At 67.3% G+C, this 23,527-nt stretch carries 22 protein-coding genes and 1 tRNA gene; 21 read left to right on the top strand and 2 right to left on the bottom strand.

From position 1 onward, the window contains the following. The first annotated feature begins 118 nt into the window (after positions 1-118). From H6900_10795 to H6900_10860, 14 genes are all read left to right on the top strand, one after another. Positions 119-583 (top strand): Rrf2 family transcriptional regulator, encoded by a 465-nt coding sequence (locus H6900_10795; protein ID MCC0073761.1) that lies wholly within the window; start codon positions 119-121, stop codon positions 581-583. Then, on the top strand, positions 580-1,647 hold the full coding sequence (locus H6900_10800) for an aminotransferase class V-fold PLP-dependent enzyme (GenBank protein ID MCC0073762.1): 1,068 nt from the start codon (positions 580-582) through the stop codon (positions 1,645-1,647). The genes H6900_10795 and H6900_10800 overlap by 4 nt, the downstream gene beginning before the upstream one ends. 34 nt (positions 1,648-1,681) lie before the next feature. Then, positions 1,682-3,205, top strand: a complete 1,524-nt coding sequence (gene sufB, locus H6900_10805; protein ID MCC0073763.1) for a Fe-S cluster assembly protein SufB — start codon at positions 1,682-1,684, stop codon at positions 3,203-3,205. Then, on the top strand, positions 3,202-3,402 hold the full coding sequence (locus H6900_10810; GenBank protein MCC0073764.1) for a hypothetical protein: 201 nt from the start codon (positions 3,202-3,204) through the stop codon (positions 3,400-3,402). Before sufB ends, H6900_10810 begins: the two co-directional genes overlap by 4 nt. Beyond that, positions 3,399-3,713: a heavy metal-binding domain-containing protein gene (locus H6900_10815; GenBank protein MCC0073765.1), complete on the top strand. Its 315-nt coding sequence runs from the start codon at positions 3,399-3,401 to the stop codon at positions 3,711-3,713. Before H6900_10810 ends, H6900_10815 begins: the two co-directional genes overlap by 4 nt. 10 nt (positions 3,714-3,723) lie before the next feature. Continuing rightward, positions 3,724-3,918 carry a hypothetical protein gene (locus tag H6900_10820; protein MCC0073766.1) on the top strand — a complete coding sequence of 65 codons (195 nt, stop codon included), beginning with the start codon at positions 3,724-3,726 and terminating at the stop codon, positions 3,916-3,918. Between the two features lie 4 nt (positions 3,919-3,922). Then, the gene (locus H6900_10825; protein MCC0073767.1) at positions 3,923-4,705 is read left to right on the top strand and encodes an FkbM family methyltransferase; all 783 of its coding nucleotides are present in this window, start codon (positions 3,923-3,925) and stop codon (positions 4,703-4,705) included. An 11-nt stretch (positions 4,706-4,716) separates the two neighbouring features. Next, positions 4,717-5,475: a Fe-S cluster assembly ATPase SufC gene (gene sufC, locus H6900_10830; protein MCC0073768.1), complete on the top strand. Its 759-nt coding sequence runs from the start codon at positions 4,717-4,719 to the stop codon at positions 5,473-5,475. Then, complete coding sequence (locus tag H6900_10835; GenBank protein ID MCC0073769.1) at positions 5,472-6,776, top strand: SufD family Fe-S cluster assembly protein; 1,305 nt, start codon at positions 5,472-5,474, stop codon at positions 6,774-6,776. Before sufC ends, H6900_10835 begins: the two co-directional genes overlap by 4 nt. An 18-nt stretch (positions 6,777-6,794) precedes the next feature. After that, positions 6,795-7,289 carry a hypothetical protein gene (locus H6900_10840; protein MCC0073770.1) on the top strand — a complete coding sequence of 165 codons (495 nt, stop codon included), beginning with the start codon at positions 6,795-6,797 and terminating at the stop codon, positions 7,287-7,289. A 9-nt stretch (positions 7,290-7,298) separates the two neighbouring features. Continuing rightward, a complete protein-coding gene (locus tag H6900_10845) occupies positions 7,299-7,868 on the top strand; it encodes a YIP1 family protein (GenBank protein MCC0073771.1) in 570 nt (189 codons plus the stop codon). Further along, complete coding sequence (locus H6900_10850; protein ID MCC0073772.1) at positions 7,861-9,081, top strand: cysteine desulfurase; 1,221 nt, start codon at positions 7,861-7,863, stop codon at positions 9,079-9,081. The genes H6900_10845 and H6900_10850 overlap by 8 nt, the downstream gene beginning before the upstream one ends. 53 nt (positions 9,082-9,134) lie before the next feature. After that, a tRNA-Arg gene (locus H6900_10855) sits at positions 9,135-9,211 on the top strand. Between the two features lie 136 nt (positions 9,212-9,347). Then, entirely contained in the window at positions 9,348-10,901 is a 1,554-nt protein-coding gene (locus H6900_10860; GenBank protein ID MCC0073773.1) for a phospholipase D family protein, read from the top strand. 7 nt (positions 10,902-10,908) lie between these two features. Here H6900_10860 and H6900_10865 read toward each other — a convergent pair whose 3' ends face one another. Next, entirely contained in the window at positions 10,909-12,468 is a 1,560-nt protein-coding gene (locus H6900_10865; protein ID MCC0073774.1) for a trimethylamine methyltransferase family protein, read from the bottom strand. A gap of 327 nt (positions 12,469-12,795) precedes the next feature. Then, a complete protein-coding gene (locus tag H6900_10870) occupies positions 12,796-13,638 on the bottom strand; it encodes a helix-turn-helix transcriptional regulator (GenBank protein ID MCC0073775.1) in 843 nt (280 codons plus the stop codon). A 77-nt stretch (positions 13,639-13,715) separates the two neighbouring features. Here H6900_10870 and H6900_10875 point away from each other — a divergent pair, with 77 nt between their 5' ends. The 7 genes from H6900_10875 (at position 13,716) to H6900_10905 (ending at position 23,516) form a co-directional block, all read left to right on the top strand. After that, on the top strand, positions 13,716-14,675 hold the full coding sequence (locus H6900_10875; protein ID MCC0073776.1) for a fatty acid desaturase: 960 nt from the start codon (positions 13,716-13,718) through the stop codon (positions 14,673-14,675). Then, complete coding sequence (locus H6900_10880) at positions 14,672-15,379, top strand: PhnD/SsuA/transferrin family substrate-binding protein (protein ID MCC0073777.1); 708 nt, start codon at positions 14,672-14,674, stop codon at positions 15,377-15,379. The genes H6900_10875 and H6900_10880 overlap by 4 nt, the downstream gene beginning before the upstream one ends. Continuing rightward, positions 15,376-17,925, top strand: a complete 2,550-nt coding sequence (locus H6900_10885) for a GcvT family protein (protein ID MCC0073778.1) — start codon at positions 15,376-15,378, stop codon at positions 17,923-17,925. The genes H6900_10880 and H6900_10885 overlap by 4 nt, the downstream gene beginning before the upstream one ends. 187 nt (positions 17,926-18,112) lie before the next feature. Then, the gene (locus tag H6900_10890; protein ID MCC0073779.1) at positions 18,113-19,201 is read left to right on the top strand and encodes a Zn-dependent alcohol dehydrogenase; all 1,089 of its coding nucleotides are present in this window, start codon (positions 18,113-18,115) and stop codon (positions 19,199-19,201) included. Continuing rightward, entirely contained in the window at positions 19,198-20,430 is a 1,233-nt protein-coding gene (locus tag H6900_10895) for a mandelate racemase/muconate lactonizing enzyme family protein (protein MCC0073780.1), read from the top strand. The genes H6900_10890 and H6900_10895 overlap by 4 nt, the downstream gene beginning before the upstream one ends. Before the next feature lie 213 nt (positions 20,431-20,643). After that, entirely contained in the window at positions 20,644-22,290 is a 1,647-nt protein-coding gene (locus H6900_10900) for an ABC transporter substrate-binding protein (protein MCC0073781.1), read from the top strand. A gap of 140 nt (positions 22,291-22,430) precedes the next feature. Next, positions 22,431-23,516, top strand: coding sequence for an ABC transporter permease (locus H6900_10905; protein ID MCC0073782.1), 1,086 nt, complete (start codon positions 22,431-22,433; stop codon positions 23,514-23,516). The last annotated feature ends 11 nt before the right edge of the window (positions 23,517-23,527 follow it).

Below are 23,527 nucleotides of genomic sequence, written 5' to 3' on the forward strand. Positions count from 1 at the left end.
GCTCGCGCGGGCGGAGTCGGGTTCGGCAGGGTAGCAGTTAAGCAAGGCCGGGTCTTACGTCAATGTTTTTGCGCCTTTTGCCCTTGCCTGACGGCGCGGCAGGGGCAGGGGTTCAGGCATGAAGCTGTCGACCAAGGGACGCTATGCGATGGTGGCGATGGTCGATCTGGCCATCTTGCAGCGCGGCACCGGGCTGCGCCATGTCTCGCTGGCCGAAATCGCGCGGCGCCAGGACGTCAGCCAGGCCTATCTGGAACAGTTGTTCGTCAAGCTGCGCCGCGCCGGACTGGTCGAATCGGTGCGCGGCCCGGGTGGCGGCTACCGGCTGGCGCGCGAGCCGGCCGACATCCGCGTGGCCGAGGTTCTGGAAGCGGTCGAAGAGACGGTCAATGCGCTGGAACTGGGCGCGGGGGCCTCGGGCGGGGTGTCGGGCAGCCAGGCGCAATCCATGACCAACCGGCTGTGGGAAAGCCTGTCGGCGCAGGTCTATGTCTTTCTTCACCAGACCACGCTGGCCGATGTCGCCGGCAACGGGTTGAAACCCTGCCCGGCGGTGCCCAGCCTGTTTCGGGTCACGGCATGAACGGGCGGCTCTATCTGGACTGGAACGCGGCGACGCCGCTGCGCCCCGAGGCGCGCGCGGCGATGATCGCGGCGATGGATCTGGTGGGCAACGCCAGTTCCATCCACGCCGAGGGGCGCGCGGTGCGCGGTCTGATCGAAGCGGCCCGTGCGCAAGTGTCGCAGGCACTGGGTGCCGAGGGGGCGGACCTCGTGTTCACCTCGGGCGCGACCGAGGCGGCGGCGCTGGCGTTGGCGGGGCGCGATCTGTCCGCGGCGGGCATCGAACACGACGCGGTGGCGGCCTGGTGCCGGGCCGATCTGCCGGTGGATGCCGACGGGCAGGTCCGCGTGACCGACCCCCCGCGCGCGACCCTGCAATTGGCGAATTCGGAAACCGGCATTGTGCAGGACCTGCCCGAGGGCTTGGCGGTCAGCGACCTGACCCAGGCCTTTGGCAAGATCCCCATGGCATTCAACTGGTTGGGCTGCGACATGGGGCTTGTGTCCGCGCACAAGCTGGGCGGACCCAAGGGCATCGGCGCGCTGGCGCTGAAGCGCGGGCTGGACGTGACCGCGGGGATTCGGGGCGGCGGGCAGGAGATGGGCCGCCGCGCGGGCACCGAGAACGTGATCGGCATCGCCGGTTTCGGTGCCGCCGCCGAGGCCGCGGCGCGCGACCTGGCCCGCGGTGTCTGGGACCAGGTGGCCGAGGTGCGAAATACCCTTGAGCAGGCTCTGGAAGACGCCTGCCCGGGGATTATCTTGACCGCCAGGGGCCTGCCGCGCCTGCCCAACACGGTGCATCTGATCGCACCGGGCTGGAAGGGCGAAACGCAGGTCATGGCCATGGATTTGCAGGGTTTCGCCGTTTCGGCGGGGTCTGCGTGCTCGTCGGGCAAGGTCTCGATCAGCAAGGTCGTGCGCGCCATGGGCCGGACCGAGTCCGAGGCCGGCTGCGCGCTCAGGCTGTCGATCGGGCCCGGGGTCGGGCGAGAAGACGCGCTGCGCTTTGTCGCGGCTTATGCGCGGGCGTGGAAGCGTGCGGGCGAACGGATGAAACAGGCGGGTGCGGCCCTTGGTTGAGGGCGCCTTCGCAAGGGTGAACGGGAAGAGACCGATGACGGCTATGGACAATTCGACCGAGGTTCGCGACGGCGTGGACCGCGAGACGGTGGAAACCGTCCAGTCGATGGCCGGCAAATACAAATATGGCTGGGAAACCGAGATCGAGATGGAGTTCGCGCCCAAGGGCCTGAACGAGGACATCGTGCGCCTGATCTCGCAGAAGAACGGCGAACCCCAGTGGATGACCGACTGGCGGCTCGATGCCTTCCGGCGCTGGCAGCAGATGGAACAGCCCGAATGGGCGATGCTGGACATCCCCGCGATCGACTACCAGGACCAGTATTACTATGCCAAGCCCAAGAGCATGGCCGAAAAGCCGAAATCGCTGGACGACGTGGACCCCAAGCTGCTGGCCACCTATGAAAAGCTGGGCATTCCGCTGAAGGAACAACTGATCCTCGCCGGGGTCGAGGGGGCCGAGGACGCCGTGCCCCAGCGCAAGGTCGCGGTCGATGCGGTGTTCGATTCCGTCAGCGTCGGCACCACCTTCAAGGAAGAGCTGAAAAAGGCCGGCGTCATCTTCATGCCGATCTCGGAAGCGATCCGCGAATACCCCGACCTGGTGAGGCAGTATCTCGGCTCGGTCGTGCCGGTGACCGACAACTTCTTTGCGACGCTGAATTCGGCGGTGTTTTCCGACGGCTCGTTCGTCTATGTCCCCAAGGGCGTGAAATGCCCGATGGAGCTGTCCACCTATTTCCGCATCAACGCCGAGAACACGGGCCAGTTCGAGCGCACGCTCATCATCGCCGACAGGGGCAGCTATGTCAGCTACCTCGAGGGTTGCACCGCGCCCAAGCGCGACACCAACCAGTTGCACGCGGCTGTGGTCGAGATCGTCGTGCTCGAGGATGCCGAGGTCAAGTATTCGACCGTGCAGAACTGGTATCCCGGCGACGAGGAAGGCCGCGGCGGGATCTACAACTTCGTCACCAAACGCGCCGATTGCCGCGAGGACCGCGCCAAGGTGATGTGGACCCAGGTCGAAACGGGCAGCGCGGTGACGTGGAAATACCCGTCCTGCGTGCTGCGCGGCGAGGCCTCGCAGGGCGAGTTCTACTCGATCGCCATCACCAACAACTTTCAGCAGGCCGACACCGGCACCAAGATGATCCACCTGGGCAAGAACACGCGCTCGCGCATCGTGTCCAAGGGGATCAGCGCCGGGCGGGCGCAGAACACCTATCGCGGGCAGGTGTCGATGCACCCGCGCGCCACGCATTCGCGCAACTACACGCAATGCGACAGCCTGCTGATCGGGGATCGCTGCGGCGCGCATACCGTGCCCTATATCGAGGTGCGCAACGCCTCGTCGCGGGTCGAGCACGAGGCGACGACCTCCAAGGTGGACGACGATCAGCTGTTCTACTGCCGCCAGCGCGGCATGGGCGAGGAAGAGGCGATCGCCCTGATCGTCAACGGCTTCGCCAAGGAAGTCCTGCAAGCCCTGCCGATGGAGTTCGCGATGGAGGCCCAGGCCCTGGTCGCGATCTCGCTGGAAGGGAGCGTGGGGTGAGCTACGGCGCCTTTCTCAAGGCCGAGATCCGGACGCTGTGGGTGTTTTTCGCGGTGTTTCTGGTCGTCGGTGTGGCCCTGGACGCGCTGGTTTACCGCGCGCCCGTGGACTGGGGCGCGCGGCTGATCGTGGCCGCCCTTGCCTCGGTCGCCTATGCCGCGGTGAACGCCTGGCTGAAGATGAGGAAAGCGTCATGATCGTCACCACCACCCCCACCATCGAAGGCCGCCCGATCCGCACCTACCACGGCATCGTCACGGGCGAGGCGATCATGGGCGCGAATGTCGTGCGCGATTTCTTCGCCTCGGTCACCGACATCGTCGGCGGACGTTCGGGCGCGTATGAAAGCAAGCTTCAGGATGCCCGCGAGACCGCCCTGCGCGAGATGCAGGACCAGGCCGCCCGACTGGGCGCAACCGCCGTCGTGGGCGTCGATCTGGATTACGAGGTGGTGGGAAACTCGATGCTGATGGTCTCGGCCTCGGGCACCGCCGTGACGCTGAGCTGAGGAGGCCGCGATGAACTGGAAATGGCTGCTCACCGCGAGCGAGCCGCGCCCGCGCTACGTGCTGCTGGTGGCGATCGGGGTCATGCTGATGATGACCCTGACCTATCCGATCTGGCAGCAGGGCGGGCGGGGCATGGCGGTGTTCGTCGCGGTGGCGGCGGTGGTCCTCAGCCATTTGTCCGCGAAATTCGTGATGCGCCGTTGAACCGATGATCCAGATGCTGACAGAACGCGGCGTGCCCGTCATCCGGCCCGAGCCGATGACCGAGCGCCTGGCGGCCTGGAAGGGCGGCGCGCCGCTCAGGCTGGCGCCGATGGAGGTGGTGCACGCCACCATCCGGCGCCGGCCGGTGGCCTTCTGTCTGAACATGGCCGACGACCCGATCCAGAACGCCCATCGCCAGGGCCGCTTTTACGAGGCGGCCGATCTGGCGCGGGTGGCGGCGCTGGTGCCGCCCGGCGCGACGGTGCTGGATGTCGGCGCGAATGTGGGCAACCACGCGCTGTTTCTGGCGATGTTCACCGGCGCCCAGCGGGTGGTGGTGGTCGAACCCAACCCGCTGGCGCTGGAGCCCCTGGTGGCGAATGTGCTGGCGAACCGGATGCAGGGGTTGATCGACCTCGATCATCTGGGCTTTGGCCTGGGCGAGGCCGACAGCACCGGCTGGGGCATGAAGAAGCACGACCGCAACCTGGGCGCGACGAAGATGGCCGCGGGGCAGGGCGATCTGGTGGTGCGCAAGGGCGACCACGCGTTTCCCGACCTCGACCCCGCGCTGGTCAAGATCGACGTCGAGGGCATGGAACTGCCCGTGCTGCGTGGGCTCGAGGCGCTGATCGCCCGCGCCCGTCCGACGCTCTTCCTCGAGGTGCACGAAGACAATGCCGGCGGCTTTGCCCAATGGGCCGCCGATCACCGCTATGACCCCGAAATCCTGAGCCGCGAGGCGAAGACGACGAACATCCTGCTGACCCCGCGGGACCGGAAGTGAAAGAGGACATGATGCTGGAAATCAACAACCTGCACGTCAAGCTGGAAGACGAGGACAAGCAGATCCTCAAGGGTCTGACGCTCAGCGTCGAGGCCGGATCGGTGCACGCGATCATGGGGCCCAACGGATCGGGCAAATCGACGCTCAGCTATGTGCTGTCGGGCCGCGACGGCTATACCGTCACCGACGGCAGCGCCACGCTGGACGGCGAGGATCTTCTGGCGATGGAGCCCGAGGACCGCGCCGCCGCCGGCCTGTTCCTGGCGTTCCAGTATCCGGTCGAAATTCCGGGCGTCGGCAACATGACCTTTCTGCGCACCGCGCTGAACGCCCAGCGCAAGGCCCGCGGCGAGCCCGAGGTCAGCGCCGGCGATTTCCTGAAGCTGGTGCGTGGCAAGGCCAAGGATCTCAAGATCGACGCCGAGATGCTGAAACGGCCGGTCAACGTGGGCTTCTCGGGCGGCGAAAAGAAGCGCAACGAAATCTTGCAGATGGCGATGCTGCAACCGCGCATGTGCATCCTCGACGAGACGGACTCGGGCCTGGATGTGGACGCGATGAAGCTGGTGTCCGAGGGCGTGAACGCGCTGCGCGACGCCGATCGGGCGTTCCTGGTCATCACGCATTATCAGCGGCTTCTGGACCATATCAAACCCGATGTCGTGCACATCATGGCGGCCGGGCGCATCGTCAAGACCGGCGGCCCGGAACTGGCGCTCGAGGTCGAGCAGAACGGCTACGCCGACATCCTGGCCGAGGTGGGCGCATGAACGCGCAAAGTCCCCGCGCGCAGCGTCTGGCGGCGCGGCGCGCCGCAACGCAGGCGCGCATCGACACGATGACGCCGCCGGCCGCCCCCGCCTGGGCCGCGCCCCTGCGCGCCGCCGCGTTCGCGCGTCTGGCCGCGCTGGGCCTGCCGGAAAAGCGTGACGAATACTGGCGCTATACCGATCCCGCCCGGTTGACCGCCGCCGAGGACAGCCCGGCCGACGTGTTCCGCATCACCGACGAACCGGCGATGTACGAGGGCGTGGACCGGCTGAAACTGGTCTTCACAGATGGCGTGTTCGATGCGGCGGCCTCGGATCCGTTCGCGGGCGAGGGGATCGAGATCGCCCGCCTGGCCGACAGCGATGGCGCGCCCTGGGCGCGGGACCTCTACGGCACGCTCGAGGCACGCGCGCAGGTCCCCGTCGCGCGCCCGCTGGCGGCGTTGAACAGCGCCACCGCGACGGATGGCGTGCTGATCCGCGTGACCGGCGTCGTCAGTCGCCCGGTCTCGGTCATCTACCGGCGGACCGATCCCCGGGCCCAGGCCACGCTGCATCATCTGCTGCGGCTGGAAGAGGGCGCCGAACTCACGCTTTTGGAAAACGGCCCGGTGGCGGCGCGGTCCTCGATCGTGATCGAGGCCGACCTGGCCGACGGCGCGGTGCTGCACCACATCCGCACGATGGGGCGCGACCACGAGCGGGTTTCCGTCACCCATCTGTTCGCGCGTCTGGGCAGCGCGTCGCGGTTGAAAAGCTTCACCTTGTCGATGAACGGTGCGCTGGTGCGCAACGAGGCGATGCTGTGGCTTGACGGCAAGGGCGGTGTGGCCCATGTCGCCGGCGCCGCGCTGGGCGAGGGTGCCTTCCACCATGACGACACGGTGTTCATCGCGCACCGCGCGCCGGGCTGTGAAAGCCGGCAGGTCTTCAAGAAGGTGCTGCGCAAGCACGCGATCGGCGTGTTCCAGGGCAAGATCCTGGTCGAGCGCACGGCGCAACTGACCGACGGCTACCAGATCAGCCAGGCGCTGCTGCTGGACGAGCGCAGCCAGTTCCTTGCCAAACCCGAGCTCGAGATCTATGCCGACGACGTGAAGTGCTCGCACGGCTCGACCTCGGGCGAGATCGACGCGGATCACCTGTTCTATCTGCGCGCCCGTGGCATCCCCGAGGACGAGGCCAAGCTCTTGCTGGTGCTGGCCTTCCTGGCCGAGGCTCTGGACGAGATCGAGCGCGGCGAATTGGTCGAGGACATGCAGCTGCGGCTGCGCGGTTGGCTGGAGCGGCACAGCCACTGACGGCGCCAAGGGGGCGAAATGGCGGTTTCCAGCGATATCCTGCGCAGCTTTCGCGCCCCGCGCGCGGTTGTCCGGGGCCTTCTGGGTGACCGGCGCGAAGCACGCATCCTGGTCTATCTGATGGCCGCCTGCGCGCTGATCTTTGTCGCGCAATGGCCGCGCCTCGCGCGTGAGGCGCATCTGTCCGACGCGGTGCCGCTGGACGCCCTGATGTCGGGCGCGCTGTTCGCCTGGCTGTTCGTCGCGCCGCTGGCGTTCTACGGGCTGGGCGGCCTGCTGACCCTGGTGCTGCGGATCGCCCGCTCCGGGGTCGAAGGGTTCGCCGTCCGCCTGGCGCTATTCTGGGCCCTGCTGGTCGCCAGCATCCCCGCGCTGCTTTACGGGTTGGTCCTGGGATTCATCGGGCCCGGCATCGAGGCCACCCTCACCGGCGCGCTGGTGGTGGCGACCTTTTCCGTCCTTCTTGTCGCAGGGCTGCGCGTGGCGCTTGAAGCGCCGGTCGCGGACGCATAGGGAACGGACATGACCGCGATACGAACCCTTGTCTTGCAGGCGCTGTCCGATCCCGTTCAGGGCGGAAAGGCGATCCTGGCGCTGCAACCGCCGGTGCCGGTGCGCTGGATGCTGCTGGCGGCGGCGATCCTGGTGTCGGTGATCGGCGTCTATCTGGTGCCCGCCGCCCTGGGCCAGGCCGAGGACCTGCCGTCGCCCTTTGTGTTCACCGCCGCGCAGGTCGCGCTGAACGTGGTGGTCGTCGCGCTCATCACCCATGTCGGACGGCTGTTCGGCGGCACCGGGGCGTTCCTGGATGCGCTGTGGCTGGTCGGCTGGATGCAGGCGATCACGGCGCTGCTGCTCGTGGTGCAGATCGTGGTCCTGATCGCGCTGCCGTTGCTGAACGTGCCGGTGTTCGTGGCCTCGGTCGCGGTCTCGCTGTGGCTGCTGGTCGGTTTCATCTGCGCGCTGCACGGATTCCGCTCGCGGATCATGGTGCTGACGACCGGGCTGATGGTGTTTCTGATGGCCAGTTATGTGTTGTCGCTGGTCTTGCTGGCGCTGGGCTACGAACCCGCGGGGTTGAGTAATGTATGACGTTCACGCGGTGCGCCGCGACTTTCCCATCCTGTCCCGGCAGGTCAATGGCAAGCCCTTGGTCTATCTGGACAATGGAGCGTCGGCACAGAAGCCTAGGGTGGTCATCGATGCGATGAACCACGCCTATTCCATGGAATATGCGAACGTCCATCGCGGCCTGCACACGCTGTCCAACCTGGCGACGGACCACTACGAATCGGTGCGCGGAATTGTCAGACGTTTCCTGAACGCCGGGCACGAGGACGAGATCCTCTTCACCTCGGGCGCGACCGAGGGGATCAACCTGGTATCTTACGGCTGGGCCGCGCCGCGGATGCAGGCCGGGGACGAGATCGTCCTGTCGGTGATGGAGCATCACGCCAACATCGTGCCCTGGCATTTTCTGCGCGAACGCCAAGGCGTGCGCCTGGTCTGGGTCGAGCCCGAGCCCGACGGGTCGCTGGATCCGCGGCGCGTGCTCGAGGCGATCACGCCCCGCACCCGTCTGGTCGCCGTGACGCATATGTCGAACGTGCTGGGCACGGTGGTTGACATCAAGACCATCGTCGAGGGCGCGCATGCGCGGGGCGTGCCGGTTCTGGCGGACGGATCGCAGGCGGCGGTCCACCTGCCGGTCGATGTGCAGGCGCTGGGGGTCGATTTCTACCCGATCACCGGGCACAAGCTGTATGGCCCCTCGGGGTCCGGCGCGATCTACGTCCGGCGCGAGCGTCAGGCCGAGATGCGCCCCTTCATCGGCGGCGGCGACATGATCCGCGAGGTCACGCGCGACGACGTGATCTACAACGACCCGCCCCACAAGTTCGAAGCGGGAACCCCTGGAATCGTTCAGCAAATCGGTCTTGGGGTGGCGATCGAGTATATGCTGGGGCTGGGCATGGACCAGATCGCCGCGCATGAGCGCGCGCTGGCATCCTATGCGCGCGAGCGGCTCAAGGGATTGAACTGGCTGACCGTTCAGGGCGATGCCCCGGGCAAGGGCGCGATCTTCAGCTTCACCATGAACAACGGCGCGCATCCTCATGACATGTCAACGATTCTCGACAAAAAGGGGGTTGCCGTGCGGGCCGGCCAGCATTGCACCGGGCCCCTGATGGAACATCTGGGCATTCATGCCTCGTGCCGCGCGTCCTTTGCGCTCTACAACACCGAGGCCGAGGTTGACGCGCTGGTCGATGCGCTGGAATTCTGCCACCAGCTTTTCGGCTAGGTGGTTTTGCCCGTTGCAGCCCCGTTGCGTGGCGGCTATAGACGTCACACGCCGCACCCATAGCTCAGCTGGATAGAGCGTTGCCCTCCGAAGGCAAAGGTCAGAGGTTCGAATCCTCTTGGGTGCGCCAGTTCCCTTTTCCCATTCGCCGGACCCGGTCGCCATGCCGTGATCGACGCGACTCGTGGCGGGTTCGAGCGGCCGCATTGCGCCCCGCGTCGCGGCATGACACGCTGGCGCGTTCGTGACAGGTCAAAGGGTGCGGAATGCTCAGGCTTTTGAAAGGGCTCGTGGCGCTGGTCGTTCTGGCCGCGGCGGCGGTGATGATCGGGCGCTGGATGTTTCCCCTGCCGGACCTGACCGGCCGCCCGCCCGAGATGGCGATTGCGGCCAGCGCAGAGACCCGTCTGGGCCGCGCCATGAGCGACGGGATGCGCGATCATCCCGGGCAGAGCGGCATCCTGCCCCTGGCCGACGGCCACGACGCGCTGGCCAGCCGGCTTGCGCTGATCGACCAGGCGCAGGCCTCGATCGACGTGCAATACTATATCTGGCACGCCGATACCGCGGGGGTGATGATGCTCGACGCGCTGCAACGCGCGGCGCGGCGCGGGGTGCGGGTGCGGCTGCTGCTGGACGACAACGGCATCCCCGGGCTGGACCCGATCCTGGCCGCGCTCGATGCCGAACCGGGCCTGTCGATCCGCCTGTTCAACCCCTCGACCGTGCGCCGCCCCAAGCTACTGGGCTACGCGCTGGATTTCCTGCGGCTGAACCGGCGGATGCACAACAAGGCGCTGATCGTCGATGGCGCCGCCGCGATCCTGGGCGGACGCAACATCGGGGACGAGTATTTTCAGATCAGCCAGGACTATTTCGTCGATATGGATGTGCTGGCGCTAGGGACCGTCGTGCCCGAGGTCGCGGCAAGCTTCGATGCCTACTGGAACAGCGCCTCGGTCTTTGCGCTGGACAGCCTGGTCGGCGGACCGGGCGACGCGGACGGCTTTGCGGCCCGGGTCGCGGCGATGCGGGCCGACCCCTTGGCACAAGACCTCGGCGCCCGGATGGCGGACAGCGTCAGCGCCTATCTGGCGCGCGCGGTGCCGCTGGAATGGACCCAGGTCCGCCTGTTCGCCGACGATCCGGCAAAGGGTCTGGGGCAGGCGCCGCGCGATCAGCTGATGCTGGCCCGTCTGGCGCCGGTGATCGCGGGCACGCAGCGGCGGTTCGATCTGGTGTCGGCCTATTTCATTCCCGGCGAGGTCGGGACCGAGGCCCTGAGCGCGCTGGCGGCGCAGGGGCGCGCGGTGCGCGTGTTGACCAATGCGATGGACACCACCGACGTGCTGATGGTGCACGCCGGCTATGCGCGCTATCGCCGCGCGCTGCTGAGCGCGGGCGTGGAGCTGTTCGAAATGAACCTGCGCGGCGCCGGTCCCCGGTCCGTTCAGGCCACGCCCCGGATCGCGCCGCTGGGGCTGTCGGGCGGCAGCCTGCACGCCAAGACCTTTGCCATCGACGACCGGCTGGTCTTTGTGGGGTCGTTCAATTTCGACCCGCGCTCGGCTCTGCTGAACTGCGAAATGGGGTTCGTCATCGAGAGCCCTACCTTGGCCGAACGCGTCCACGCGGCCTTTGACCAGCAGATCCCGGCGGTCAGCTATCGCCCCGAGATCACCGCCGACGACCGCATGGTCTGGCACGAGACCCGCCCAGACGGGCAGGTCGTCACCTGGCAGCAGGAACCCGGCGCAAGCTGGCTCGATCAGGCCTTGCTGGGGTTGGTGCAGCGCCTGCCCGTGGAATGGCTGCTTTGAGCGGGCCTCAGAAATCGGTCGGCGCGCCGCCCTCGGACTTGCGGCGGGCGACGAAGTCCTGAAGCGCCTCGCGGATGGCCGGATCGATGGGCGGGGCCTCGAACGAGTCGACGATGCCGCGATAGATGCGGTGCGCGCGTTCGGGGGTCTCGATGGCGCCGTCCTGGGCCCAGGCCTCGAAGTTGCGCCAGTCGCTGGCGATGGGGTTGTAGAAGGCGGTCGTATAGCGCGCCTGGGTGTGCGCGCAGCCGAAATAATGCCCGCCCGCGCCGACCTCGCGGACGGCCTCGACGGCGATGTCCTCGGGCGTGGTGGCAAAGGTCGCGGGCTCGAAATATCGCTGGATCATTTGCAGCATCTCGCAATCCATGACGAATTTCTCGGGGCTGGCGATCAGCCCGCCTTCGAGCCAGCCGGCGGCGTGATAGACCATGTTCGATCCCGACTGCACCGCCGCCCACAGCGAATTCGAGGTTTCCCAGATCGACTGGCCGTCGGGGATGTTCGCGGTGCAGACCCCGGACGAGCGCAGCGGCAGGCCGTAGAACCGCGCAAGCTGCCCGGTGATCTGCGTCGCGCGCATGTATTCGGGCGTGCCGAAAGCCGGCGCGCCCGAGCGCATGTCCACGTTCGAAGTGAAGGTGCCGATGCCGACCGGGCAGCCTGGCGCGGCGTATTGCAGCAACGCGATCGCCGCCAGCCCTTCGGCGATGGACAGTGCGACGGCGCCCGCCATGGTTACCGGCGCCATCGCCCCGGCCAGCGTGAAGGGGGTCACGATCACAGGCTGGCCCCGGCGCGCCATTCTCAGCGCGCCGTCGATCATCGGGAAATCGTGCTTCAGGGGACTGACCGAGTTGATGTTGGTGAACATCCGCGGGCAGGCGTCGAATTCGGCGTGCGTCAGGCCGCCCGCGATGCGGACCATCTCCATCACGTCCTCGACCCGCTCGCGGCCCAGACTGTAGGCATGGGCGACCTTGTCGGTCAGCGTCAGTTTCTCGTAAAGGCAATCGAGATGGCGCACGGAGGGGTGGATATTCACCGGCTCGACCGGGTAGCCGCCCAGCATGTGGATGCAGTTGAACGCCTGCGAAAGCATGAGGAATTCGCGGTAGGTGGCGAAATCGCCAGGCCGCTTGCCGCGCACGATATCCCAGGAATTGGGGGGGCTCGACACGTTCAGAAAGACCATGTGGCCGTCGCCGATGGTCACCTGTCGTTCGGGGTTGCGCGGCGTGATGGTGAAGGATGGGGGCGCCCGGCGCACCATCTCCATCACGAAATCCTCGTCCATGCGGACAGTCTCGCCCTCGACCCGGCAACCGGCCTGCCGGAACAGGGCCAGGGCCTCGTCGTTGAGGAACACGATGCCGATCTCGGACAGGATGTGCATCGCGCCCTTGTGGATGGCCTGCACGCCCTCAGGGCCGACGGGCTCGGTCGGGCGGTCGGGGTTGCGGGGCAGGCGCCAGGGCATCTGGTCCAGGTGGAAGCCGCTCGCGCGGCGCGCGTTGCCATCGCGACCGCCGCCGCGCCGCCGCCGCGCCGTGTTGTCCTCGCCCATGCCCGTCTCCTTGATGACTCGTGGCCAGACCTTGGATCGGCGCGGGGGGCGCGTCCAGATGAGTCTGGTGAACATTCGGGTCGGGCGAAGGCGGCGCTCGGGGGCATCGAGCCCCCTCGCGCCGGTGGGGGCGGCCCCCACACCCCCGCCGGGAGGGTGTTCCACCCTCCCGGACCCTCCCGCCCGGACCCTCGTGGAGGATTCTGCGTGCACAAGGACGGGTGGGGGGCGTCAAGCCATTCCTGATCGCGCCGTGCTTTGAGGGTCACGGGCCCCGCGCGGTGACGTCCCGGCACGCGACGCGGGGGCTGGCGGGCCTGCGCGCCGTCAATCCGTGCGAACGGTGAGTTGGCGGACCCAGGCCGCGGCCTCGTGGGCGTGAACGGCGGCGTGGCGGATATGGGCGTCGAAGCCCTGCGCGAGGTCGCGGATCAGCGGTTTCGAGCGGATCAGCAGGTAGGTTTCGCCCGTGTAGACCGCGGCGCGCTGGTAGCCGAAGATGGTCATCGGCGGCGCAAACCGTTTCCGGCCATCGAAGAGATACATGCGGAACGCGGGGTAGAGATCGTCGAGCGTGTCCGCGATATGGTGCAGTTGCGCGGCCCGGTCCCGGGCCGGAAGGCCGGTCCAATTTCCGGTGCCTTGGGCAAATATATCCAGCGTTTGCAGGGGCATGCACATCTCGATATCCGATTCCGGCAGGCGCGAGACGTGCAGTCTGCGGTCGGTCTGACGTTGCAGGCGGCGGCGTTCCTGGTCGTTCGAGGCCGCCTGGAAGGCGATCACCGCGGGTGTGCGCATCAGGTCGGGCAGCCAGGCCGGAACGTAGCGGACTTTCTGACCGGTCGCCTCGTGGTGCCAGCGTTCCATCGCGGTGCGGTTTTCGGCATCCAGCGCCTGCTCGGTCTCGACCGCGTTCAGCACCTGCGCGGCGTTGCCGCGTTCGTCGGTCAGCCCCAGCAGCCAGTCGGTCGCCACCTGAAAGCGTGCGGACAGCGCGATCAGGGTTTCGGCCCGGGGCAGGCGGGGGTTCTGCCCCGAGATCAGTTGCGACAGCGCCGAGCGGTCGATGGCGATCTCGCCGGCAAAGGCGGATTGGGACAGGCCCGACTGGGCCAGCACCTGGGTCAGCCGGTTGCGGAAGATTTCGGCCGTCTGGCGCTTGCCCATGATCGGTGTCCCTGAGTGTTGCGTTCAGTAAACATGCGTTACCAAAAACGTCAATCCGCGACAGGGGTGCCTTGAACATGCCTCTTGCTCTGCGAGCAGATTTCTGGACACTTGTGTCCGATAAGCCTGCGGAGTCGCCCATGCGTCTGGAATGGCCCACCCTTGGATTGATAGCCCTGTGTTATGGCGCCTGGGCGGCGGCCGGGTTCTGGCTGTGGCCCCTCGCGCCGGTGGTGGCGCTGGCTGTGATGGCGGTGATGGCGGCGCTGCATTCCTCGTTGGTGCACGAATGCCTGCACGGCCACCCGACCCGTTCGCGGCGCGTGAACGAGGCGCTGGTTGCGCTGCCGCTGTCGCTGGCCTATCCGTTCCGGCGCTACAAGGCCACGCATTTGCAACACCACCATGACGAGCGGCTGACCGACCCGTTCGACGACCCGGAAAGCTACTATCGCGCGAAGTGGCAGTATGCGGCGCTGCCGCGCTGGCTCAAGCTCTTGCTGCGCTGGAACAACACGCTCCTGGGCCGGGTGCTGCTGGGGCCCTGGCTGGTGGCGGTGGCGTTCTTCGTCAGCGAGGCCGGGTTGTTGCGGCGCGATGTGCACGGCGTCCGGCTGGCCTGGGCGCTGCATGTGCCGGCGGCCTTGGTGGTGATCGCGCTGGTCTGGGCGATGGGCATCCCGCTGTGGCTTTATCTGCTGGGCGTGTGCTGGCCGGGCCTGTCGCTGATCGCCATCCGCACCTTTGCCGAACACCGCTGGCACGAAACGCCCGAGGGTCGCACGATCATCGTCGAACGCTCGCCGCTGGCCTGGCTGTTTCTCTACAACAACCTGCACATCGTCCATCACAAGCTGCCCTCGGCACCGTGGTATGACCTGCCGCGCCTGTATCGTGAGCGGCGTGGCGAATGGCAGGCGATGAACGGCGGCTACGTGTTCCCGAATTATCTGGCGCTGTGGCGCCGATGGGGCCTCAGCGTGAAGGAACCGGTGGTCCACCCGGCGTTGCGCCGCGAGGCGGGGCCGGCGGCATGAGGCTTGCCAGCCTGCCGATGTATGACTGGCCCGAGTCCCGGGACGAGACGGCCGCCACCTGGGCGCAGATCCGCGCGGCGGTCGCGGGCCTGCCGGATCTGAGCGCGCCGGACTGGGCGGCGATCGACGCCTATTGGCGCAATCCCGACCTCGTGTTCAGCCAATGCTGTTGGGGCCCTTTGTCGCTGGGTCTGATCGACTGGCTCAAGCCTTTGGCACAGCCCGATTATTCTGCGTTTGCGGGGGGCAGGGGGCCGATGTATCGGTCCGCCCTGATCGCGCGCGCGGGCCTGGCCTGTCCGGTGCCGGACACCCCCTGCGCGGCATTGCCCGACCTTCGCGGCCGGCGGTTCGCGCTGAACGGGCGCGATTCGCTGTCAGGGTTCCTGTCGGTCCAGGCCGACCTGGGCGCGGACCCCTGCGACATCGCCGCCGACTGCGTCGTGACGGGCGGCCACCGGGCATCGGTCGTGGCAGTGGCCGAGGGGCGCGCGGACATCGCCGCCATCGACTGCCGCAGCTGGGACCTGGCGCGCCGTTTCGAACCGGCGGCGCGGGATCTGGTGGTGGTCGGCTGGACGGCGGAGCGCCCGGGCCTGCCCTATGTGACCAGCCGCGCCACCGACCCGGCGCTGGCGGCTGCGCTGCAATCGCAATTGAGAGAACTGGGCTGCCATCCGCTGCCCCAAGGGAGAGAGACATGACGCGCGTATACAGGGCCGTGGTGATTGGCGGCGGGGTGGTGGGGTGTTCGGTGCTCTACCACCTGGCCAAGGCCGGGTGGAAGGACGTTCTGCTGATCGAACGGTCCGAGCTGACCTCAGGGTCGAGCTGGCACGCGGCGGGCGGGTTCCACACCCTCAACGGTGACCCGAACGTGGCCAAGTTGCAGGCCTATACCGTCTCGCTCTACGAGGAACTCGAACGCATCAGCGGCCAGTCCTGCGGCCTGCACCTGACCGGCGGCGTCATGATGGCCGACAGCCCCGAGCGGATGAACTTTCTGCGCATGGTGCAGGCGCGGGGCCGCGCCTTGGGGATGGAAACCGAACTCATCACCCCGTCCGAGGCCAAGGCGATGTTCCCGCTGATGGACGAGACGCAATTCGTCGGCGCGCTGTGGGACCCGGTCGAGGGGCACCTCGACCCCTCGGGAACGACCCACGCCTATGCCAAGGCCGCCCGCGTTCTGGGCGCCGAGATCGAGCTGCGAAACCCGGTCAAGGACATCACCCAGGACCCCGACGGCATGTGGACGCTGCACACCGTCAACGGGCCGATCCGCTGCGAACATGTCGTCAACGCCGGCGGCCTCTGGGCGCGCGAAGTGGGGCGCATGGTCGGGCTGGAACTGCCGGTGCTGGCGATGGAGCACATGTATCTGCTCACCGACTCCATGCCCGAGGTGATCGAGTTCAACCAGTCCACCGGCCGCGAGCTGATCGGTGTCATGGACTTCAAGGGCGAGATCTACACCCGGCAGGAACGCCAGGGGATCTTGCTGGGCACCTATGAAAAGGCCTGTGTGCCCTGGTCGCCAGTCAACACGCCCTGGGATTTCGGCCACGAACTGCTGGCCCCCGATCTGGACCGCATCGCGCCCTCGCTGGAGATCGGTTTCCGCCATTTTCCGGCCGTCGAGCGCGCGGGGATCAAGCAGATCATCAACGGCCCCTTCACCTTTGCCCCGGACGGCAACCCGCTGGTCGGGCCAGTGCCCGGGCTGACCAACTACTGGTCGGCCTGCGCGGTGATGGCGGGCTTCAGCCAGGGCGGCGGCGTGGGCCTGGTGCTGGCCAACTGGATGACCCAGGGCGATCCCGGCCACGACGTCTTCGGCATGGACGTGTCGCGCTATGGCGAATGGGCGACGCTGCGCTACACCAATGCCAAGGTGCGCGAGAATTACTCGCGCCGCTTCTCGATCCGCTTCCCGAACGAGGAACTGCCCGCCGCCCGCCCGCAGGAAACCACGCCGCTCTATGACATCATGGTGCGCGACAACAACGCGGTGATGGGCGACAGCTGGGGCCTCGAGGCACCCCTGTGGTTCGCCCCCTCGGCGGCCGAGGCGCACGACATTCCCAGCTTCCACCGCTCGAACGATTTTGCGCATATCGCGCGCGAGGTGAAGGCGACCCGCGAGGGCGTCGGCGTGACCGAGATCGCGAACTTCGCCAAATACGAGGTGACCGGCCCCGGGGCCGAGGCCTGGCTCGATCACCTGATGACCAACACCATGCCCAAGGTCGGCCGCATCGTGCTGACGCCGATGCTGAACGAGCGCGGCAAGCTGATCGGCGACTTCACCATCGCCAAGGCGGCCGAGGGGCGGTTCCTGATCTGGGGCTCGCTGGGGGCCTCGCGCTATCACATGCGCTGGTTCGAAAGCCACCTGCCCAAGGATGGCTCGGTTCGGGTGCACCGGTTCCACATGGACCTGGTCGGCCTGTCGATCTGCGGCCCGAAATCGCGCGAGGTGCTGGCCAGGCTGGTGGACGCCGATGTGTCGAATGCGGCCTTCCGCTTCATGGATTTCCGCGAAATGGATGTGGCGGCGGCGCCTTGCATGATCAACCGCATCACCTATTCGGGCGATCTGGGCTATGAGATCTGGATGAAACCCGCCGTCCAGCGGCGCGTCTATCTGGCGATCAAGGAAGCGGGCGCGGACCTGGGCATCGTCGATTTCGGGATGCGCGCGCTTCTGTCGATGCGGCTGGAAAAGAACTTTCCGACCTGGTTCGCGGAACTCAGGCCGATCTATGGCCCGTTCGAGGGGGCGATGGACCGTTTCGTCAAGCTGCAAAAGCCCGATTTCATCGGTCGCGAGGCGGCGGTGAAGGAACGCGACGAAGGGCCCCGGCTGCGCCGCGTCTCGCTGATCGTGGACGCGGGCACGGCCGATGTGATGGGCGACGAGCCGATCTGGGCGCGCGTGGGCGAGACCGACTATGGCACCATCGAACAGCCGCACGGCTACGGCGCGCCCCGCTTCGACGCCGCGGGCCAGGAACTGGCCAAGCCCGACCCCGCGCGCGACGGCGAATGGCGGGTCGTGGGCTGGGTGACCTCGGGCGGATACGCGCATTATGTCGGGGCATCGATGGCGCAGGGCTATTTGCCCGCCGCGCTGGCCGGCGAGGGGGCCGAGGGGCTGTTCCAGGTCGAGATCATGGGCGAACGGCGCGCGGCCCGCATCGCGCTGGAGCCGCCCTTCGATCCCGAGGGCGCGAGGATGCGGATGTGAGCACCGGGTGGCGGTCCTCGGGGGCATCGAGCCCCCTCGGCCCGCCCGGGGGCGGCCCCGGTCCCCGCCGGGAGGGTTGTCCACCCTCCCGGTCCCGCCCGGAGGATATTTCCGGCACAAAGAGCGCGGCGGTTGCGCGGCTGCGCAGGCGCGTGTTTTCTGGTGGCGTCACATTCGGAGATCGCCCATGAAAGCCGCTGTCTGCCATGCCTTTGGCGCCCCCTTGACCCTGGAAGAGGTTGTCCTGCGTCCGCCGGGCCACGGGGAGGTGCGCGTCGCCATCGAGGCGGTGGCGATCTGCCATTCCGACATCGGCTATCTTGACGGTCTTTGGGCCAGCCGGCTGCCGGCGGTCTATGGGCACGAGGCCGCCGGCCGCGTCGTGGAACTGGGCGCCGGTGTGCAGGGGATCGCGCCCGGCGACGCGGTGGTGGTGTCGATGATCCGCGCCTGCGGTCAGTGCCGCGCCTGCCGCACCGGGAAGCCCTATCTCTGCGCCACGCCCTATGACCGCGGCAACGGCGTGCTCAGCCTGCCGGACGGCAGCGTGGTCGAACACGGCCTGGCGACCGGCGGCTTTGCCGAGGAATGCGTGGTGCACGCCAGCCAGGTCGCCCCGATTCCCGACGATCTGCCGATGGAACTGGGCGCGTTGCTGGCCTGCGGTGTCATCACCGGCGCCGGCGCCGTCATCAACACCGCAAAGGTCGAGCCGGGTGCGACGGTCGTGGTGATCGGCGCGGGGGGCGTGGGGCTGAATGCCATCCAGGGCGCGCGTCTGGCGGGCGCCGCGCGCGTCATCGCCATCGACCTGGCGCCGGAAAAGCTGGACGCCGCGCGCGAATTCGGTGCGACCGACGTGCTGCGCGCCGACATGAAGGGACTGCGCCGGGCCGTGATGGGGCTGACCGACGGGCTGGGGGCGGATTACGTGCTGGTCGCCGTCGGTGCGATCGCGGCTTATAATCAGGCGTCGTCGCTGGCCTGCAAGGGCGGCACCGTGGTGATGGTGGGGATGCCGCCCTCGGGCGCCCGGATGGAGATCGAGCCGGTGATCGCGGCCGCCACCGCGCAGACGCTGAAAGGCAGTTTCATGGGGGCGAGCGTGGTGCAGCGCGACGTGCCCTATCTGGTGGCGATGTGGCGCCAGGGCCGGCTGAAGCTGGAGGAGCTGATCACCGCGCGCTACCGGTTCGATCAGATCAACGACGCCATCGCCGATGCCCGTCAGGGCCACGTCCGGCGCAACGTCATCATCATGGAGAAACGTGGGTGAAGCTCAGCGATCTCGAGGTTCTGGTCATCGGCACGCCGCCCCCGGGCTGGGGCGGGCAATACTGGCTGATCGTCCGGTTGACCACCGACAACGGCCTCGTCGGCTGGGGCGAGGTCTACGCGGCCTCGGTCGGGCCCAAAGCGATGGTCGCGGTGATCGAGGACGTGTTCCAGCGCCACATGCTGGGCGAGAACCCCGAGAACATCGAACGGATGTTCCGGCGGGCCTATTCCGCGGGGTTCACGCAGCGCCCGGATCTGACGGTGATGGGGGCGTTCTCGGGCCTCGAGATGGCCTGCTGGGACATCCTGGGCAAGGCGCACGACCGGCCGGTGCACGCGCTGCTGGGCGGGCGGATGAACGACCGGCTGCGGGCCTATACCTATCTCTATCCGCTCGACGGTATGGATGCGCGGGCCTTCTGGACCTCGCCCGAGATGCAGGCCGAGGCCGCCGAGGCCGCCGTCGCCCAGGGCTTTACCGCGATCAAGTTCGACCCGGCCGGGCCCTATACCATTCACGGCGGGCACCAGCCCGCGCTTTACGACATCGACCTCAGCGTGCGGATGTGCGCGGCGATCCGCAAGGCGGTCGGCAATCGCGCCGATCTGCTGTTCGGCACCCACGGTCAGTTCACCCCCTCGGGCGCGATCCGGCTGGGGCAGGCGCTGGAACCCTACAGCCCGCTGTGGTTCGAGGAACCGATCCCGCCCGACAACCTGCTGGATTTCGCCCAGGTGGCGCAAGCGGTCCGCATCCCGCTGGCCACCGGCGAGCGGATGACCACCAAGGCCGAGTTCGGCACGCTTCTGCGCACCGGCGGGGCGGCGATCCTGCAACCGGCGCTGGGCCGCTCGGGCGGTATCCTCGAGACCAAGAAGATCGCCGCTCTGGCCGAGGCGTTCGGCGCGCAGGTGGCGCCGCATCTCTACGCCGGCCCGGTGGAATGGGCGGCGAACATCCAGTTGGGCGCGACCTTGCCCAACCTTCTGTTGATCGAGACGATCCAGACCGGCGGCGCGTTCCACCTGCCGCTCATCCGCCATTCGCTGCGGGTCGAGGACGGCCATATCCCGGTGCCGACCGCGCCGGGCCTGGGCATCGATTTTGACGAGGACCTGGCGCGGGCGCATCCCTACACGGGCGACGCCCTGCATTTGCAGATGCAGGAAGCGCCCTGTGACTATGCCGTGGCGAACGCGTTTCAGGGGGGCGCGCCGCGTGACTGAATCCCCGGCGTGCGCTCGCATATCCATGACGACAAATCCGGGTTAAGCCGGGGGGAGGGGGAAAATCAGGTTGAAAATCGTGGCCTGTCGCGTTTGGATAGGGACAGGTCGTAAATGAGACGGCGTTGGCAAGGCCCATGGGGCGCTCTTTGGACGGAGCTCGGTCATGGTTTCCCTTGCGGAACGCAAGCCGAGACAACAGGGAGAACACAAATGAAAGACGTTACCGAAACCGCGCTGGGCCGGGTGCATCCTGCCGCCGAAATCTATCTGCGCGACCATGCTGCCGGCAAGCTGAGCCGGCGCGAATTCCTGACCCGCACGACCGCGCTGGGCGTGGCCGCGACCGCCGCCTACGGGATGCTGGGCATGATCGCCCCGGAAGCCCGCGCCGAGGACATGACCCCGGTCATGGGCGGCACGCTGAAGATGCAGATGTCGATCAAGGCGCAGCGCGACCCGCGCACCTGGGACTGGTCGGAACTGGCCAACGCCTGCCGCGGCTGGCTGGAATACCTGGTCGATTACGACCGTGACGGCACGCTGAAGCCGGTGCTGCTGGAAAGCTGGGAAGCCAGCGAGGACGCCAAGGTCTACACCTTGCACGTGCGCCAGGGTGTGACCTGGAGCAACGGCGATGCCTTCACCGCGCAGGACGTCGCGCACAACCTCAACCGCTGGTGCGACGGCTCGGTCGAGGGCAACTCGATGGCGACCCGCATGGCCGCGCTGATGGACAACAACGCCCCGCGTGACGGCGCCATCGAGGTGGTCGATGACCACACCGTCCGCCTGCACCTGAACCAGCCCGACATCGCGCTGATCGTGTCGATGACCGACTATCCGGCGGCCGTCGTCCACCCGTCGTTCAGCGGCAACGATCCCGTGGCCGAACCGATCGGCACCGGCCCCTACCGCCCGGTGAGCTACGAGCCCGGCATCGGCGCCGTGGTCGAGCGCAACACCGACCACACCTGGTGGAATGCCGGCAACGGCGCCTGGCTTGATCGGATCGAGTTCGTGGACCTTGGCACCGATCCGGCCGCCTGGGTCGCCGCCGCCGAAGCAGGCGAGATCGATCTGAACTATCAGGCGCAGGGCGACATCATCGACATCTTCGATTCGATCGGGATGCCGCGCAGCGAGGCCGTCACCGCCGCCACCATCGCGGTGCGCTTCAACCAGGACAGCGAGCCCTACAACAACGTCGCGGTGCGCCGGGCCCTGCAAAAGGCCGTGAACAACGCCGTGGTGCTGGAGCTGGGCTACAACGACCTGGGGACCGTGGCCGAAAACCACCACGTCTGCCCGATTCATCCGGAATACGCCGAACTGGCGCCGCTGGTGGTCGATGGTGCGGCCGCCCGGGCCGAGATCGAGGCTGCCGGTTTCGGCGATTACGAGTTCGAGCTGATCTCGATCGACGAGCCCTGGCAGGCGGAAACCTGCGACGCGGTGGCCGCGCAGATCCGTGACGCCGGGATCAACATCAAGCGGACGATCCTGCCGGGTGCGACCTTCTGGAACGACTGGACGAAGTATCCGTTCTCGGCGACGGAATGGAACATGCGTCCCCTGGGCGTGCAGGTGCTGAACCTGGCCTATCGTTCGGGCGTGCCGTGGAACGAATCGGCCTTTGCGAATGCCGAGTTCGACGCGCTTCTGGATCAGGCCAACGGGATCGCCGATGCCGACGCGCGCCGCGAGGTGATGCGCCAGATCGAAACGATCATGCAAACCGAGGGTGTGCTGATCCAGCCCTACTGGCGCTCGATCTTCCGCAACGCGGCCGAAAACGTCCACGGGGCCGAAATGCACCCGACCTTCGTGGTGGACTACGTCAACTACTGGAAGTCGTAAGCGATTTCCGATCGGGCGGGGCGCTGCTTTCCGGCGCCCCGCTGCCTAGCCTGTTCTTTGGTCCCTTTGGGCCCCCTTCGCCGCCGCGGCGCAAGGGATGATTTCGTATCATCCCGGCGCGGCCCGCCATAGGAGACGCCATGCTGCTCTTCCTGCTCCGGCGCATCGGAATGATGCTGGTCACCGCGCTTTGCCTCACCTTCGTGGTCTTCGCGCTGACCAACCTTCCCGCGAAATTGGAAACCCTGGCCAAGACGCAGGCCGGCAGTCGCATGACCGATGCCGAGGTCGCGAGCTGGATCAACCGAAACGGCTATGGTTCGCCCATGCTGCAACGCTACGGCGAATGGCTGGGCGTTATCCCCGGCTGGGTGCGCACGGATGCCGACGGCACCGTGCATGGCCGCTGCGTGGATCGCCATCAGGACGCATCGCTGGCGGGCAGCCGCTGCGGCATCCTGCAAGGCGACTGGGGCTATTCCACGCGCTTCCAGGACAACGTCGCCAGCGTCGTCACGGCCCGGGTGGGTGCGACCGGCTTGCTGATGATGTGGGTCATGATCGTCATGGTGCCGATGGCGCTGATCGTCGGCGTGCTGGCCGGGATGCGCGAAGGGTCGCGCACCGACCGGGCGCTATCGACCTTTGCCATCGCCTCGACCGCGACACCGGAATACGTTTCGGGGGTGCTGTTCATCGCGCTGCTGGCGTCCTCGACCGTGGGTCTGTCGCCCCTGCTGGCCAGTTGGGGATGGATCGACGGGCGGGTGCTGTTCCAGGGCAACGCGCGTTCGGCAATGGATGACATCACGCTGTCGAACTTCACCCTGCCGGTGCTGACCATCGCGCTTTACGGCATGGGCTATGTCGCGCGCATCACCCGCGCTTCCATGACCGAGGTGATGACCCAGCAATACATCCGCACCGCCCGGCTCAAGGGCGTGAGTTTCACCAATATCGTGGTGAAGCACGCGCTCAGGAACGCCTTGATCGCGCCCTTTACGGTGATCATGCTGCAAATTCCGTGGCTTCTGAACGGGGTGGTGATCTCGGAGGTGCTGTTCAGTTACCCGGGCTTCGGCTGGACCCTCTACGAGGCGGCGGTGAACAACGACATCGAGCTGCTCCTGGCCTCGTCGGTGGTGGCGGTGGTCGTCGTGCTGGTGACGCAGCTGATCTCGGATATCGGCTATGTCTACCTCAATCCCCGCATCCGGATTTCGTAAGGAGACGCGCG

Source organism: Rhodobacter sp. (assembly GCA_020637515.1).
GTDB lineage: Bacteria > Pseudomonadota > Alphaproteobacteria > Rhodobacterales > Rhodobacteraceae > Pararhodobacter.